Source organism: Methyloradius palustris, assembly GCF_019703875.1.
In the GTDB taxonomy this organism is placed as follows: domain Bacteria; phylum Pseudomonadota; class Gammaproteobacteria; order Burkholderiales; family Methylophilaceae; genus Methyloradius; species Methyloradius palustris.
In genome coordinates this window covers 2542186-2556627 of sequence record NZ_AP024110.1, presented here as the reverse complement: position 1 = coordinate 2556627, position 14442 = coordinate 2542186, and the positions used below count along the sequence as shown (strand labels likewise).

At 47.3% G+C, this 14442-nt stretch carries 15 protein-coding genes; 3 read left to right on the top strand and 12 right to left on the bottom strand.

The features are described from left to right. Positions 1-4: 4 nt before the first annotated feature. The 9 genes from lipB to ZMTM_RS12320 all read right to left on the bottom strand — a co-directional run bounded on the left by lipB (position 5) and on the right by ZMTM_RS12320 (position 8928). Positions 5-661, bottom strand: coding sequence for a lipoyl(octanoyl) transferase LipB (gene lipB, locus ZMTM_RS12360; protein WP_221764133.1), 657 nt, complete (start codon positions 659-661; stop codon positions 5-7). A 26-nt stretch (positions 662-687) separates the two neighbouring features. Further along, a complete protein-coding gene (locus ZMTM_RS12355; protein WP_221764132.1) occupies positions 688-972 on the bottom strand; it encodes an HP0495 family protein in 285 nt (94 codons plus the stop codon). A 30-nt stretch (positions 973-1002) separates the two neighbouring features. After that, positions 1003-2142 carry a D-alanyl-D-alanine carboxypeptidase family protein gene (locus ZMTM_RS12350; RefSeq protein ID WP_221764131.1) on the bottom strand — a complete coding sequence of 380 codons (1140 nt, stop codon included), beginning with the start codon at positions 2140-2142 and terminating at the stop codon, positions 1003-1005. Between the two features lie 55 nt (positions 2143-2197). Then, complete coding sequence (locus ZMTM_RS12345; RefSeq protein WP_221764130.1) at positions 2198-3217, bottom strand: septal ring lytic transglycosylase RlpA family protein; 1020 nt, start codon at positions 3215-3217, stop codon at positions 2198-2200. After that, positions 3217-4311: a rod shape-determining protein RodA gene (gene rodA / locus ZMTM_RS12340; RefSeq protein ID WP_221764129.1), complete on the bottom strand. Its 1095-nt coding sequence runs from the start codon at positions 4309-4311 to the stop codon at positions 3217-3219. Before rodA ends, ZMTM_RS12345 begins: the two co-directional genes overlap by 1 nt. Then, positions 4304-6229 carry a penicillin-binding protein 2 gene (gene mrdA, locus ZMTM_RS12335; RefSeq protein WP_221764128.1) on the bottom strand — a complete coding sequence of 642 codons (1926 nt, stop codon included), beginning with the start codon at positions 6227-6229 and terminating at the stop codon, positions 4304-4306. The genes rodA and mrdA overlap by 8 nt, the downstream gene beginning before the upstream one ends. A 77-nt stretch (positions 6230-6306) precedes the next feature. Continuing rightward, positions 6307-6786, bottom strand: a complete 480-nt coding sequence (gene mreD / locus ZMTM_RS12330; protein WP_404804669.1) for a rod shape-determining protein MreD — start codon at positions 6784-6786, stop codon at positions 6307-6309. Continuing rightward, on the bottom strand, positions 6783-7748 hold the full coding sequence (gene mreC, locus ZMTM_RS12325; protein ID WP_221764127.1) for a rod shape-determining protein MreC: 966 nt from the start codon (positions 7746-7748) through the stop codon (positions 6783-6785). Before mreC ends, mreD begins: the two co-directional genes overlap by 4 nt. 136 nt (positions 7749-7884) lie before the next feature. Beyond that, on the bottom strand, positions 7885-8928 hold the full coding sequence (locus ZMTM_RS12320; RefSeq protein WP_221764126.1) for a rod shape-determining protein: 1044 nt from the start codon (positions 8926-8928) through the stop codon (positions 7885-7887). Between the two features lie 163 nt (positions 8929-9091). Here ZMTM_RS12320 and gatC point away from each other — a divergent pair, with 163 nt between their 5' ends. The 3 genes from gatC to gatB are packed head-to-tail and all read left to right on the top strand — an operon-like array spanning position 9092 to position 12405. After that, a complete protein-coding gene (gene gatC / locus ZMTM_RS12315; RefSeq protein WP_221764125.1) occupies positions 9092-9406 on the top strand; it encodes an Asp-tRNA(Asn)/Glu-tRNA(Gln) amidotransferase subunit GatC in 315 nt (104 codons plus the stop codon). A 39-nt stretch (positions 9407-9445) separates the two neighbouring features. Beyond that, positions 9446-10924, top strand: coding sequence for an Asp-tRNA(Asn)/Glu-tRNA(Gln) amidotransferase subunit GatA (gatA, locus tag ZMTM_RS12310; RefSeq protein ID WP_221764124.1), 1479 nt, complete (start codon positions 9446-9448; stop codon positions 10922-10924). A 2-nt stretch (positions 10925-10926) separates the two neighbouring features. Then, the gene (gene gatB, locus ZMTM_RS12305; RefSeq protein ID WP_221764123.1) at positions 10927-12405 is read left to right on the top strand and encodes an Asp-tRNA(Asn)/Glu-tRNA(Gln) amidotransferase subunit GatB; all 1479 of its coding nucleotides are present in this window, start codon (positions 10927-10929) and stop codon (positions 12403-12405) included. A 34-nt stretch (positions 12406-12439) separates the two neighbouring features. On the opposite strand, the gene ZMTM_RS12300 is transcribed toward gatB, so the two are convergent. The 3 genes from ZMTM_RS12300 to pyrE form a co-directional block, all read right to left on the bottom strand. Next, positions 12440-13075, bottom strand: coding sequence for a DUF4124 domain-containing protein (locus tag ZMTM_RS12300; RefSeq protein ID WP_221764122.1), 636 nt, complete (start codon positions 13073-13075; stop codon positions 12440-12442). Between the two features lie 145 nt (positions 13076-13220). After that, on the bottom strand, positions 13221-13733 hold the full coding sequence (locus ZMTM_RS12295) for a DNA-deoxyinosine glycosylase (protein ID WP_221764121.1): 513 nt from the start codon (positions 13731-13733) through the stop codon (positions 13221-13223). A 12-nt stretch (positions 13734-13745) separates the two neighbouring features. Next, entirely contained in the window at positions 13746-14426 is a 681-nt protein-coding gene (pyrE, locus tag ZMTM_RS12290) for an orotate phosphoribosyltransferase (protein WP_221764120.1), read from the bottom strand. Between the last annotated feature and the right edge of the window lie 16 nt (positions 14427-14442).

The following is a 14442-nucleotide window of genomic DNA, read 5'->3' as shown; positions in this document are numbered from 1 at the left end:
GGTGTCAGTCATCATGTGTTTCGTATTTAACGCTAGTATAACTGAGCGACTCTGTAAGCGCTTTAAGCAAGTATTCACTTGCTTGCGACAGATCAATGAATAAGCCAAGATCACTAGTTTGTGTAACTTGCAGGCCACTGTAGCCACAAGGATCAATTGCGGAAAATGGACTTAGATCCATATCAATATTCAGGCTCAGGCCATGGTAACTACACTGGTTTTTAAGTCGCAAACCGAGCGAGGCGATTTTGCTCTCAACTTGGTTAATCAAAACATACACACCAGGTGCATCAGCTTTGGCATAGGCTTTAACGTCATACTCGGCGAGTAATTCCACGATGCTACTTTCCATCGCGCTGACCAGTTGCCTTATGGATAAACTTTTACGCTTCAAATCAATGAGCAGATAAATGATGAGCTGCCCAGGCCCGTGGTAAGTGATTTTCCCGCCTCTATCTGCCAACACAACTGGTATGGAAGTATCGCTTGGCATGCGTACTAACTTGCGGTTAAGTCCTAATGTATAAACGGCATCGTGCTCTGTGATCCATATTTCATCAGGGGTGTGTTCATCACGGCTTTCTGTGAATGCCTGCATGGCATGCCAAATAGCTTCGTAATCGGTGCGGCCGAGTTGTTTGACAACAAGTTGTCTAGTCATGCGGTGCGGTATCTCGCGAGTGCCGATTAAAGTGCGAATTTCACCATGGGGTGAGAGGACAGCGCGCGATAAATATTGTCCAGTTGCGGTTTGGACGTGACATAGACCGTGCAGGTCAGGCTGGTATATTTGCCATTGGCGCTCGCACGCGTTTCTATACCGTTAGCATCAAATTCTGGATGATGCTCCTGGATAAGGGTGATGATGGTGTTATGAAAATCCTCATGCGTTTCGCCCATGACTTTAATCGGGAAGTCAGTCGGGAACTCGATGAGGGTTTCTTGTCCTTCAGGTATATCGTTATCAGCCATTTTATTTAGACCCCCTAACTCAGCTTAATATTACTCAAACCAGAGCTTGATGCTATCGAACATGCGGCCAAAAATACCAGCCACAGCGACTTCTTTCGCTGCAACTAGCTTGGCTTCAGCGATTTTTTTGTCATTCAATACGAATTGAATCGTACCCACTTCTTGCCCAGCAGCAATCGGCGCGAGTAAAGGCTGCTTGCTTGTGACTTGAGCTTTCACTTGGCTGTACTCACCCTTGGGCAATGTAATATAAAGGTCTGCAGGCACTGTTGCGCCAACCGTTCGTTCGGCGCCTTTCCATACTTTGAGCGTATTGATGGCTGTACCACGTTTATATACCAGTGTTGATTCGTAAAACTGGAATCCGTAATTCAGCAGCTTCTGGCTCTCGGTGGCGCGGGCGCTATCTGTTGGGGCACCTAGCACTACTGAAATCAGGCGGGTATCGCCACGTTTTGCTGATGAAATCAGGCAATAACCAGCGCTCTCGGTGTGGCCTGTTTTCATGCCATCTACAAATGGGTCTAGCCATAGCAGGCGGTTACGGTTTGGTTGGGTGATGTTGTTGTAGGTGTATTCCTTGGTGGAATAAAACTTTTTGTACTCGGCTGGAAAGTCCTGAATCAACGCGGCTGCCAGTAATGATAGGTCGTAGGCTGTTGTGTAATGTTGCGGGTTAGGCAACCCAGTGGCATTCATGTAGTGCGTATTTTTCATGCCGAGGCGAGCTGCCTCTTTATTCATGAGATCGGCAAAGGCATCTTCAGTGACGGCAATCCCTTCAGCCAGTGTGATGGAGGCATCGTTACCAGACTGGATGATCATGCCATGCAGTAATTCATCCACGGTGACTGGTTTGTTAGGCTCAACAAACATTTTGGAGCCTTCTATTTTCCAGGCTTTTACGCTCACAGGCAGGGTTTGCGTTAATTGCAAATGCCCCATTTTCAGCGCTTTGAACGAGAGATACGCGGTCATCAATTTGGTGAGTGAGGCCGGTTCTACGCGGTCTGTGCCTTGCTGCTCAGCAATGATGTTGCCACTGTTAAAATCGCGCAGGATATACGATTTAACTGTGAGTACTGGTGGTGGCGGGATATCTGCGGCCATGGCTTCGGCGGCAACAGTGAATGACAGGGCGAGAGCAAGCGCTTTGATTAAATAAGACATGATTTCCAATACTGAAGTACGTAATTAATGAGTAGCCGAGAGTATTAACAGATGATTATCTTCTAATGACAATCGCGTTAGAACCAAGCACCTTTTTGATGTCTGATGCTGCATCTTCTGCATCTTGACGGCTGGTATAAGGCCCGAGTAATACCCGATAAGTTCCATTATTATACCAGCTATGAATGGACACATTCTCCACCAGTTTGTTCTGCGCCAGTTTGCTTTTGAGGCCTTCAGCATTCGTTTCTATTTTGAATGCGCCCACTTGCACATAGTCACCAGGGCTTGTGATTTCTGTAATGGTGGTGGGATTGGCTGCTACAGCGCTTTGTGCTGGCTCAACATTTGCGGGTGATGCGGTAGCTTGTGTAGATACTGGTGCGGGAGTCGCTGGCACTTCTACTGCTTGTATCGGCGGCGCTGCCACGGTTGCGGCCTCAGCTTTGTAGATGTACTGATTAGGATATTTGCTCGCGTCTATCGACTCGACTTCAACTAACCCGCTACCTTTACCAACCAACCTGAGCTTATAAGCGGCTGCGTAAGACAGGTCTATCAGTCTATCGCTATGGAACGGCCCGCGATCGTTAATCCGAACAATCACAGATTTACCATTTTCAGGGTTAGTGACTTTTACATAACTAGGCAGAGGCAAAATGGTATGCGCACCCGTCATGCCATACATATCGTAAATTTCGCCACTTGAAGTTTTCTGACCGTGGTAACGCTTGCCATACCAAGAGGCGATGCCTTTTGCCTTGTAAGGAACATAAGCGGTATATGGCGTGTAGCGTGTACCCAGCGCAACATAAGGGCGATTGGCGCGCGGTAATGGTGTTTCTAAGCGTGGGATGGCATCTGGAATGCTATCTATATCGGCAGGCGGGTTATCGCCAGGGCCGTCATCCAGGTAATAGCCACCACCTTTTTTGCTTGGCGTTGCAGCGACTGCAGGTTTATTGGCGCTAGTAGCAGTAGGCGTTGTTGTATTAGGTTTAACACTGCTAGCGCCGCCGCAGGCGGTTAATATCAAAGTGCATAATGTAATCAGAACAATTCGTGCGTATGTCATCAAGAAGCCACCAGTGTTTTGTGTGTATGAATGCTCATGAGGATACCAAAGCCCAGCATCAGCATGACCAACGATGTGCCGCCATAACTAATCAGCGGCAAAGGCACGCCGACTACTGGCAATATGCCGCTCACCATGCCGATATTGACGAAAATGTAAGTGAAGAAAGTCAGTGTAATACTACCAGCCAATAACCTGCTAAACGTGCTTTGTGCGTGTAAGGCAATGTAAAGGCCGCGGCCGATGATCAGGCCAAAAAGTAACAGTAGCAACAAATTACCTAAAAGGCCAAACTCTTCGCCAAACACGGCAAAGATGAAGTCAGTCGTGCGCTCAGGCAGGAAATCCAGCTGACTTTGCGTGCCATGCAGCCAACCCTTGCCTGCAATACCACCAGAACCCAGCGCAATAGTCGCTTGTATCGTGTGATAGCCAGAGCCGAGCGGGTCTTGATAAGGGTCGAACAATATTTCAATGCGTTTTTTCTGATAATCATGCATCAATGACCACAATATCGGTGTGCTGGCGCCGCCCAAGACAACTGCACCCAATATCAGTCGCCAGTTCAAGCCAGCGAGGAACAATACATAAAACCCTGATGCTGCAATCAATAGTGAGGTGCCGAGGTCAGGCTGTTTCATGATGAATAAGACTGGAATTGCAAGCAATATCGCGCCAATTGCATGATCCCTCAATTGCGGTGTTGCTTCACGCCTTGAGAAATACCAGGCAAGTAATAAGGGCACGGCGATCCGCATCAGTTCTGAAGGCTGGATGCGCATAAACCCGAGATGCAACCACCTTCTTGCACCGTGACTAACTTCGCCAAACAGCGCAACGCCAATCAGCATCAACATACCTACAGCATAAAGCGGCAGTGCCACCCGCTCCATCTGCTGTGGCGGAATGTTACTGGCTAACCATAAGGCGCCGAAGGCCGCCACAATATTGAATAACTGCGCGATGATGCGATCCATACTTTGCGCAGAGGCGCTGTATAAGACGAAGAGCCCGACTAATAACGTAAAGAACAGGCAGCCCATCAGGAACGAATCGATATGGCGCGTCAGATATTTTGATAGCTGTCTAATCATGGATATCCTCTGTTGGGGCTGCGGCATCTACTGGTTTCACTTCTTCAGCGACGGGTGCTTTTTCTGGCACTTTACCTAACAGATAGTAATCCATGACGCGGCGGGCAATCGGTGCGGCGACTGATCCACCATGACCACCATTTTCCACAATGACGGCTATGGCGATTGTTGGATCATCAGCGGGAGCATAGGCGATAAACAGGGCGTGATCTCGGTGTCTTTCAGAAATGGCACTGGCGTTGTATTTCTCATTTTGTTTGATCCCCACGACCTGCGCAGACCCAGTCTTGGCGGCAATCGAATATGGACTATTGGCGCCCGCACTAGCGGCGGTTCCGCCAGGCAGCATCACCCCCACCATGCCCGCGCGAACGATATCGATATTCTTTTGCTGCAGTTCAATTTTATCGACATCAACCACTGGCTGCGGATGACTGATGCCAGTGAGATTGTCTTGAATACTGGAAACTAGGCGTGGCTGGATCGCCGTACCATTGTTGGCTAGCGCTACAGTGGCCTGCGCCAATTGCAATGGTGTGACCAGCGTGTAGCCTTGGCCTATGCCGACAATGATTGTTTCGCCTGGAAACCATCGTTGCTTCCAGCGCCTATATTTCCATTCTGGTGTAGGCAGTAGGCCGCTGATCTCGCCATCAATATCAATGCCGGTTTTCTTACCAAAACCAAAGTGGCGAACGAATGAGGTCAGTCTGTCTATGCCTAAATCCAGCGCCAGTCCATAGAAAAATGTATCACAAGATACGGTGATGGCACGTTGAATATCCACCATGCCATGGCCCGTTGGTTTCCAGTCGCGATAACGATGTGGGCTACCTGGCAGAATATAGAAGCCAGGATCACTAATGCTGAAAGGTGGCTCACGTTTCCCATTTTCCAGGCCAGCCATTGCCACAAATGGTTTAAATGTGGAGCCCGGTGGATAAAGGCCACGCAGGGGGCGGTTGATCAATGGTTTATCTAATGATTCATTCAACTCTTTCCAGCTATCGCTATCAATACCATCTACAAACAGGTTGGGATCAAAAGTGGGCATGCTGACATAAGCAAGTACTTCGCCATTTTTTGGGTTAATCGCCACCAGCGCACCGCGATGGTCGCCAAAAGCCTCTTCCGTAATCGACTGCAATTTGCTGTCCACTGCCAACACCAGATTGTTGCCTGGAATAGGCGCCGTGCTTGATAGCACGCGCACTGCATGGCCGTCGGCATCAATTTCCACCTGCTGAAACCCCGTAGTACCGTGCAGGCTTTTTTCATAGGATTGTTCCAGGCCAGTTTTACCGATGTGGTCTGAACCTTTGTAGTTTGATAAATCTCCAGATGTACTTAACGATTCCAAGTCCTTATCATTCATGCGGCCAATATAGCCTAGGAAATGTGAGCCAAGCTTGCCTTGGGGGTAATGGCGGAAAAGGCGTGATTTGATTTCTACACCAGGAAAACGATAACGGTTAACTGCAAACTTGGCCGCTTCAACCTCATTCAAGTGGGTGCGTATCGGCACACTCTCAAAGTTGTGGCTTTGCTGACGCAGTTTTTTAAACTGTTTGCGATCTGCTGTGCTGACTTCAACAAACCGGCTTAGCTCGTTGATGGTGGCCTCGACATCCTTGATTTTAGACGGCGTGATTTCTAGCGTATAAACGAAAAAGTTATTCGCTAGAATGACGCCATTGCGATCCAGTATCAATCCGCGATTGGGTACGATAGGTACTAGTGAAATACGGTTATTCTCAGCCAGTGTCTGGTAGTAGTCGTAACGATTGAATTGCAGGAAAAAGAAACGACTGGCAAGTATGCCAAAGCAAATTACCACCACCACCATCGCCACGATTAGCCGTATGCGAAAGTGATAATTCTCGAGTTGGTAATTTTTAAGTTCTGAACGTGATCTCATGCAATACGCTAACTAAAGTTTGGCCTGATTAGGTTTGCTCTTGGTGCAAACTGGCCGTATATAAAGATGAGCTAGCATCAAGTTTTTTTCGCATGGGTTTCAATGCTTATGCTGGAAAAGATCACAAACTGCCAAAGAATAATCCCGCTGATGCATGGGATGAAATAACTCAAACCAGGGTTTTCGCCGCCTGCAAAAAGCTTAAGTATGGCTAAAGTCCCCTGGTTGAGTACTAGCAATATGAATACATAGGCTGATTGCTGCCAGACATTGAATAACACTAGGCGGCGCTGATAGGTGACGGCAAAAAAAGCGGTGACTGCATAGGCGAGGGCATTCTGGCCAAACAGGCTACCGCTGGCTAAATCAATCAATACCCCAGCGAACCAGGCAGTACCAATGTTGGTGAATTGCGGCGCACGTAATATCCAGTAGAGTAGCGCAAGCAGCACAAAGTCTGGCCGCGCGACCAAGGCCGCACCGCTCCACGGCAATAGGTAGCAGAGGAAAGCTGCTAGCAAAGTCAGGTAGATTGTTTTTAGCCGTATGATTCTCAAGGTTTTTTGCTGGCTGCTGGAGTGTTATCTGTTTGCGATGCAGCTTCAGGTTTTTCCGCTTTATCTGCGAAGTTAATTGCGGGCTGTTTGATTAATTGTTTTCTCACTTCATCAACCTTAGGCAGTGCCAGCAGCAGCAATTGCCGATGATTTTTGATGCCAGCGACAGGTACGCCGACGATATCGGCGAATGGTGAGTTGGGGTTACGTTCCACTTTGGTGATTTCAGCCACGGCTAATCCAGTGGGATATACGCCATCGATACCTGAAGTCACTAGCTTGTCACCTTTGCGTATGTCCACATTGGCTGGCAGGTATGGTAAATCAACGGTGGTATCACGGCCATGGCCAAAGGCAATAGCCCGCAGGCCATTGCGCTCAATCTGGACGGGGATGGCGAGTTCTTTATCTGTAATGAGTGTGACTTCACTGCTGAATGGGTAAACGCGCGTCACTTGACCAATCACCCCTGCACCATCAATCACAGCCTGACCTTCTACAATCCCTTGTTGTGAGCCAAGGTCAACCACCACTTTGTGGGTAAACGGATCACGCCCCATATGCAGTATCTCACCCAGTTTGGCTGCTTGTTTAGAGCTTTGTGCCGCACCTAGCAGGCTACGTAAATGTCCATTTTCCGCTTCCAGCGAATTAAGGCGTTGCAGTTGCACGCTATCTAACAGTGCTTGTTTGGTCAGTTGTTCATTTTGCTTGAGTAAATGGTCGTGCGTTACAAAATACTCATCAGTATTTTGTAACAATTTACTAGGTAGATTGGCTAGTGATTGTAAGGGTTGGAATAGTGCAACAAAGCCAAGGCGAATTTCAGTGAGGTAATGCAGGCGTGAATCAGTGGCCATCAGCGATAGTGATAATGCGGCAAAGAACACCAGTCGCGCGAACGCACTGGGGCCGCGTACAAAGAAAGCTGGACTATGCTGATAATCGATCCCACGCGCCATATTTAGTGCGGCCTTAATCTTTTTAACTTTTTTGGTGAAAACTCAACAAACAATTATTACCGCCATCATACAAAAACAGGCCGTTTTAAAGGCCTGTTTTTGTATGATGTACTAAGTTCAGTGACAGCTTATGTGTTTATTCTGTGGCAAATACGGTACCTAATTTATCCATTTCTTCTAGTGCACGGCCACAGCCTCTGGCTACACAGGTCAATGGGTTTTCCGCCACAATCACTGGCAAGCCAGTTTCTTCCAGCAGCAGGCGATCAAGGTCGCGCAACAGCGCGCCACCGCCTGTAAGTACCATGCCTTTTTCTGCAATATCGGCACCCAACTCTGGAGGTGTTTGTTCCAATGCCGACTTAACAGCACCTACAATCGCATTCAATGGCTCAGTCAATGCTTCAAGAATTTCATTGCTTGAAATAGTGAATTTACGTGGCAAGCCTTCTGCCAGGTTACGGCCAGTCACTTCCATTTCCAGCACTTCAGAGCCTGGGAATGCAGAACCGATTTTCTTTTTGATTAGCTCAGCCGTTGGCTCGGAGATTTGCATGCCATAGTTGCGGCGAATGTAATCAATGATGGCTTGGTCGAATTTGTCGCCACCAACGCGTTCAGATCTTGCGTAAACAATACCACCTAATGAGATCACGCCGACTTCTGTAGTGCCGCCACCAATATCAACCACCATAGAGCCTGTGGCTTCAGCGACTGGCATATCAGCACCAATGGCAGCTGCCATTGGTTCTTCGATCAAAAATACCTGTTTTGCACCTGCGCGCTCTGCTGATTCTTTAATCGCACGTCGTTCAACTTGGGTAGAGCCAACGGGTACGCAAATGATGATGCGTGGGCTGGGTGAAAACCATCGCGATTCGTGTACTTTGCGGATGAAATGCTTGAGCATTTGCTCAGTAATCGTAAAGTCTGCAATCACGCCATCTTTCATTGGGCGGATTGCCATAATATTGGCTGGAGCACGCCCCAGCATGCCTTTAGCTTCAGAGCCTACGGCGAGTAGGGTTTTTTTGCCCGTAGGACCGCCCTCCAAGCGAATAGCGACTACGGATGGCTCGTCAAGAACGATGCCTCGACCACGTGCATAAATCAGGGTATTTGCTGTGCCAAGGTCAATGGCGAGGTCGTTGGAGAAATAACTATTAATCATACCGAACATTGTTTTGTATCCTAGTGTCGCTTGTATAGTGTGTAACTTTAAAATTAAGTGTAAATTTTTGTGCGGTGTAGTGCGATGTCAAGATTGGCCTTGACTGAAGATGTGCATAAATCAAGTTATAATACCTGATATTGCTTTAAATTTTAAGATTTGGATGAGATAAATGTCACTGAGTACCACAGACATCAAGCGCATAGCGCACCTTGCACGTATCGAAGTAAACGATACAGAAGCAGAAGCCACTTTGGTTAAGCTTACTGGCATTCTTGGTTTGATCGAACAGATGCAGGCTGTTGATACAACTGGCGTTACCCCAATGTCACATTCGCAGGATGTCAGCCAGCGTTTACGTGAGGATGTTGTCACAGAAACTGATCAGCGAACACTGTTTCAGAAGAACGCACCGCCAGTCGGCAATGGCTCTGCTGAGCCTGCCGTTGAAAAAGGCCTTTACCTCGTACCCAAAGTCATTGAATAAATTCAAAGATATCAAATATATTAAGAACAGCCTTACAAAATGATTAATAAAAGCTTAAAACAGCTCAGCACCATGCTGGCTGAAAAACAGGTCTCAAGCGTTGAACTCACGCAGGCGTTTTTAACCCGTATAGATCAGCATAACCAAGCAATCAATGCTTATATCTCGCTAGACCACGATAAAACGCTGGCACAAGCTAAGGTTGCAGATGCCATGTTAGCCAGCAATACGGCATCTACATTAACTGGCATCCCCATTGCGCAAAAGGATATTTTTGTTGCCAAGGGTTGGAAAACTACCTGTGGTTCAAAGATGCTGGAAAACTTCATCGGCCCTTATGATGCAGGCGTGATTGAGCGTTTTGATGCGATTGGTGCGGTGAATCTGGGTAAAACTAATATGGATGAGTTTGCCATGGGGTCTTCCAATGAGACCTCCTATTTTGGCAAGGTGCAAAACCCATGGGATAGATCACGCGTGCCTGGCGGCAGTTCTGGTGGTAGCGCAGCAGCAGTAGCAGCAAGGCTGTGTGCCGCCGCAACCGGTACTGATACTGGTGGCTCTATTCGCCAGCCAGCTTCACTCTGTGGATTATCTGGATTAAAACCAACCTATGGCTTGGTTTCACGTTACGGCATGATCGCTTTTGCTTCATCGCTAGATCAAGCAGGCCCCATGGCGAAATCATGCGAAGACATGGCGTTGATGATGAACGTGATGACAGGCTTTGACGAGCGCGACTCCACCAGCCTCAATCGTGAAAAAGAAGATTACACGCGAGGGTTTGCGCAATTAAGCGCAGATAAGCCATTAGCTGGCCTGCGCGTTGGCTTACCTAAAGAATACTTTGCCGAAGGCTTGAGCGCAGACGTTGCGAAAGTTATCGAAACTGCTATTGCCAAATACCGCAAACTTGGCGCTGAAATCGTTGATGTTAGCCTGCCAAACACCATGCTTTCTATCCCCGTTTACTACGTGCTGGCGCCTGCCGAAGCATCCAGTAATCTCTCCCGTTTTGATGGTGTGCGTTACGGTCACCGTGCTGCGGAATACACGGATTTGATGGATATGTACTGTAAAAGCCGAGCTGAAGGTTTCGGTGCCGAAGTTAAACGCCGTATCTTGATTGGCACCTATGTATTGAGTGCGGGCTATTTTGATGCTTACTACCTCAAGGCGCAGAAAATACGTCGCCTGATTGCGCAAGACTTTGCCGAAGCGTTCAAGAAATGCGACATCATTCTTGGCCCTACAGCACCATCTACCGCTTTTAAAGCAGGTGAAAAGGCCGATGACCCTGTCGCCATGTATCTCCAGGATATTTACACCATTGCCGTTAATCTTGCTGGCTTGCCTGGCATGAGCATCCCAGCTGGTTTTGTTGAGCAGGATGGCAAATCATTACCAGTAGGATTGCAGATTATCGGCAACTATTTTGATGAAGCGCGTATGTTGCAAGCTGGGCATGCCTATCAACAAGTCACAGATTGGCATGAGCGCATGCCAGAGGGCGTTTAAATATGGAATGGGAAGTCGTCATCGGGCTGGAAACACATACCCAGCTCAAAACAAAATCCAAGATTTTTTCAGGTAGCAGCATTGCCTTTGGTGCAGAGCCGAATACACAGGCGAGTGCAGTGGATATTGCCTTGCCAGGCGTACTGCCCGTGCTAAATAAAGAAGCCGTGAAATGCGCGATTAAATTTGGTTTGGCTGTAAATGCTGAAATTGCACCGCGCTCAGTGTTTAACCGTAAAAATTACTTCTACCCTGACTTACCTAAAGGTTACCAGATCAGCCAGTTTGAGTTGCCTGTCGTCGGCAAAGGCTCGCTCACTATTCAGGTTGGTGACACTGAAAAGACGATTCGCATTACCCGCGCGCATTTGGAAGAGGATGCCGGTAAATCGTTGCATGGCGACTTTGAAGGCATGACGGGTATTGACCTGAATCGTGCGGGCACGCCTTTGCTCGAAATCGTCACCGAGCCAGATATGCGCTCAGCTGCTGAAGCTGTTGCCTATGCCAAGAAGCTGCATGAGCTGGTGCAATGGATAGATATCTGTGATGGCAATATGCAGGAAGGCAGTTTCCGTTGTGATGTGAACGTATCGGTACGCAAAAAGGGTTCAGACAAACTCGGTACGCGTCGCGAGATTAAGAACCTCAACTCATTCAAGTTCATGCAACAAGCGATTGAATACGAAACCCGCTGGCAAATCGAAACGCTGGAAGATGGCGGCACCATTCAGCAGGCTACAGTGCTGTTTAACCCCGATACTGGTGAAACTCGCTCCATGCGCAGCAAGGAAGAGGCAAACGATTATCGCTATTTCCCAGACCCTGATTTGTTGCCACTAGATATTACGGAAGCTGACAAAGCGGCTGCAGAATTGGAGTTGCCAGAGTTGCCAGAGGCAATGAAGGCTCGCTTTGAAAGTGAGTATCAGCTTTCAAGTTATGATGCCGCCACGCTTACTGCTTCTAAGTCGGTTGCAGATTATTTTATTGCGGTAGTGGCCGCTGGAGTTGAGGCAAAACCAGCCGCTAATTGGATTATGGGCACGCTGGCAGCGAAAATAAATGCTGAAGACACGACTATTGAGGATTCTCCAATAACTGCAGAATTATTAGCAAGTTTACTTCAGAGAATTGCTGATGGCAGTATTTCTAACAATTCAGCTAAGTTAGTTTTTGAGCGATTGTGGGCAAGCCCAGATGTGCGAATTAAGGGGGTCAATGCTCATGGTGGTTTAGATTGGTCTTTAATAGTTACTGACGTTATTGATGCCGAAGGCTTAGTGCAAGTTACTGACAGCGGTGCCATCGAAGCTATCATTGATGAAGTACTAGCCGCGAACGCAGCAATGGTAGAAGAATTCAAAGCTGGCAAAGAAAAGGCATTTAACGCGCTAGTAGGCCAAGCAATGAAAGCCTCTAAAGGCAAGGCCAATCCAGGACAGGTGAATGAGATTTTGAAAAAGAAATTAACTGCCTAAATGGCTAGTTAGGCCAGCGAAAGCCGCTACCCAATTATTGTTGGGTAGCGGCTTTTAAATTAATAAAGCGTTGTTTGTCGTTATCAAAACGTTGGCGTACAGCGTCCATATTGTCTTGGTGTGACTTCATCTGCAAGTCGATTCGAGCGAGTTCAGCTTGGCTGTCTTGCAGGTTGTCAGACAGGAATTGAGGTATTGGCTTTTTACGGGTATTGAATCCATCTGCCAGTTTTTGATTATCTGCTAGCTTTTTACTCACGGTTTCATGTCTTTGTTTTAAGCCATCAATCGCAATCACATCCATTTCCAGGTTGCGGTCACGTGCCAAATCGATTTCTTGTTCAGTCGTATAAGAGGCCAGTAATGCGCGGTCACGACGTGTTTGGTCTTGGTTGGCTATCTCAAGTACGGTTTGTTCTTTTGGCTTGATATGGTTTTTTCTGATGGTGATGCCTTGAGAGTTAATCTCACTGTTATCACGATCAGCATATTGAGATGGGATCGAATCACCATAGTGCGTGATACCTTTATCATCCACCCATTTTAGAATTTTTCCAGAGCCAGCTTTGGTATCAGCCGCAAGTAAGGAGCTAGTATTTGAGGCCATCAGCATGCTTGCGATCAAGATCGCAAAGGTGTTTCTGATACGGCGCGAGGGCAAAACCTGCATAGTTTCCCGATACTGAATGACTTGCTCTTAGGCAATTTTATATTAGATTAGGGAATGATTCTGCACCATATCTGCTTGATTTTGCAAACGACTCACTGCGGCAATAGGGCTCTTGACAAGAAATGTCATTGTAAGACAGGTTCTGTCAGCGCTGGGTGAACGATATTACCTTACGCCATTCTTCAAGCTTTTTCATTCTACTGATTGAAGCATTAGCTGGACTGGTAGATGGCAGCTTGATCAGCTGCAAATATTCAAGGTTATTGTTGGCGGGCAATACATATTTTCTGAAGCTCAATTCCGCTTTGGCGCCGTTGAAGAATATATGCTGAATAGCAGGATAGCGTTGAAAGAACTCGTTAAAGTCATTGGGTTTGATACTATGTTCAAGAATGTCACTATCTAGGCTGCTATGTCGTTCGCATTCCTGCACCACATCCCAAAGCGCTATTCCATTACTTTGCAGTAAGGCCAGTTTTTGATCATAAGGCAGATTGAGATCTATACCAAAAATCTCGTTCATAAACGGCCAGAACAGATTTTGTGCATGGCCATAATATTGTTGTTTAGCCAGTGATACTTTGCCGGGCATTGAACCCAAAATCAGAACTTTGGCTTCAGGGTTTGCCACATAGCCAAAGCTGTTGACGATGGCCATCAGTGAGTTGAACTAAACCTGCACGCCATATTCTGCGCGGTAGGCTTCAATCGCTGGTTTGAATTCGGCCAATTCTGTTGCACCATCAAGATATTGAATCAGGTCCGCTAATCCAGCGATGCTGATGACAGGCAGATTGTTCTTCTCCTGCACTTCTTGTACGGCTGAAAGTAAGCCCAAACCTCGTTCTTGCCTGTCCAGCGCAATCGCTACACCGCAAGGAACTGCGCCCGCTTTTTGTATGATTTCAACTGATTCACGAATTGAAGTGCCCGCAGAAATCACGTCATCTACAATCAGCACGCGGCCTTGCAGAGGAGAACCGACGATGGTGCCGCCTTCGCCATGGTCTTTAGCTTCTTTGCGGTTGAATGCGAATGGAATGTTGTGACTTTGCCTTGCTAACGCAATCACAATGCTGGCGGCCAAAGTGATGCCTTTATAAGCGGGGCCAAACAGCATGTCGAACTGAATGCCTGATTTGATAAGGGCAGCAGCGTAGAACTCGCCTAACTTCATCAGACTTTCGCCATCATTGAATAATCCAGCGTTGAAAAAATAAGGGCTTAATCTGCCTGCTTTGGTTTTAAATTCACCAAAACGTAGCACTTGTTTATTAATCGCAAAGCGGATGAATTCTTGCGTAAAATCATTGTTTGGGCTTTTGTTTGAATGAGGGCTTAATTCGGACATGTTTAGTCAGTCAAAG

What these genes read in the sequence shown, in the direction of transcription:
- lipB (WP_221764133.1), bottom strand. Translation starts at nt 661, where the DNA reads ATGACTAGACAACTTGTTGTCAAACAACTCGGCCGCACCGATTACGAA.
- ZMTM_RS12355 (WP_221764132.1), bottom strand. Translation starts at nt 972, where the DNA reads ATGGCTGATAACGATATACCTGAAGGACAAGAAACCCTCATCGAGTTC.
- ZMTM_RS12350 (WP_221764131.1), bottom strand. Translation starts at nt 2,142, where the DNA reads ATGTCTTATTTAATCAAAGCGCTTGCTCTCGCCCTGTCATTCACTGTT.
- ZMTM_RS12345 (WP_221764130.1), bottom strand. Translation starts at nt 3,217, where the DNA reads ATGACATACGCACGAATTGTTCTGATTACATTATGCACTTTGATATTA.
- rodA (WP_221764129.1), bottom strand. Translation starts at nt 4,311, where the DNA reads ATGATTAGACAGCTATCAAAATATCTGACGCGCCATATCGATTCGTTC.
- mrdA (WP_221764128.1), bottom strand. Translation starts at nt 6,229, where the DNA reads ATGAGATCACGTTCAGAACTTAAAAATTACCAACTCGAGAATTATCAC.
- mreC (WP_221764127.1), bottom strand. Translation starts at nt 7,748, where the DNA reads ATGGCGCGTGGGATCGATTATCAGCATAGTCCAGCTTTCTTTGTACGC.
- ZMTM_RS12320 (WP_221764126.1), bottom strand. Translation starts at nt 8,928, where the DNA reads ATGTTCGGTATGATTAATAGTTATTTCTCCAACGACCTCGCCATTGAC.
- gatC (WP_221764125.1), top strand. Translation starts at nt 9,092, where the DNA reads ATGTCACTGAGTACCACAGACATCAAGCGCATAGCGCACCTTGCACGT.
- gatA (WP_221764124.1), top strand. Translation starts at nt 9,446, where the DNA reads ATGATTAATAAAAGCTTAAAACAGCTCAGCACCATGCTGGCTGAAAAA.
- gatB (WP_221764123.1), top strand. Translation starts at nt 10,927, where the DNA reads ATGGAATGGGAAGTCGTCATCGGGCTGGAAACACATACCCAGCTCAAA.
- ZMTM_RS12300 (WP_221764122.1), bottom strand. Translation starts at nt 13,075, where the DNA reads ATGCAGGTTTTGCCCTCGCGCCGTATCAGAAACACCTTTGCGATCTTG.
- ZMTM_RS12295 (WP_221764121.1), bottom strand. Translation starts at nt 13,733, where the DNA reads ATGGCCATCGTCAACAGCTTTGGCTATGTGGCAAACCCTGAAGCCAAA.
- pyrE (WP_221764120.1), bottom strand. Translation starts at nt 14,426, where the DNA reads ATGTCCGAATTAAGCCCTCATTCAAACAAAAGCCCAAACAATGATTTT.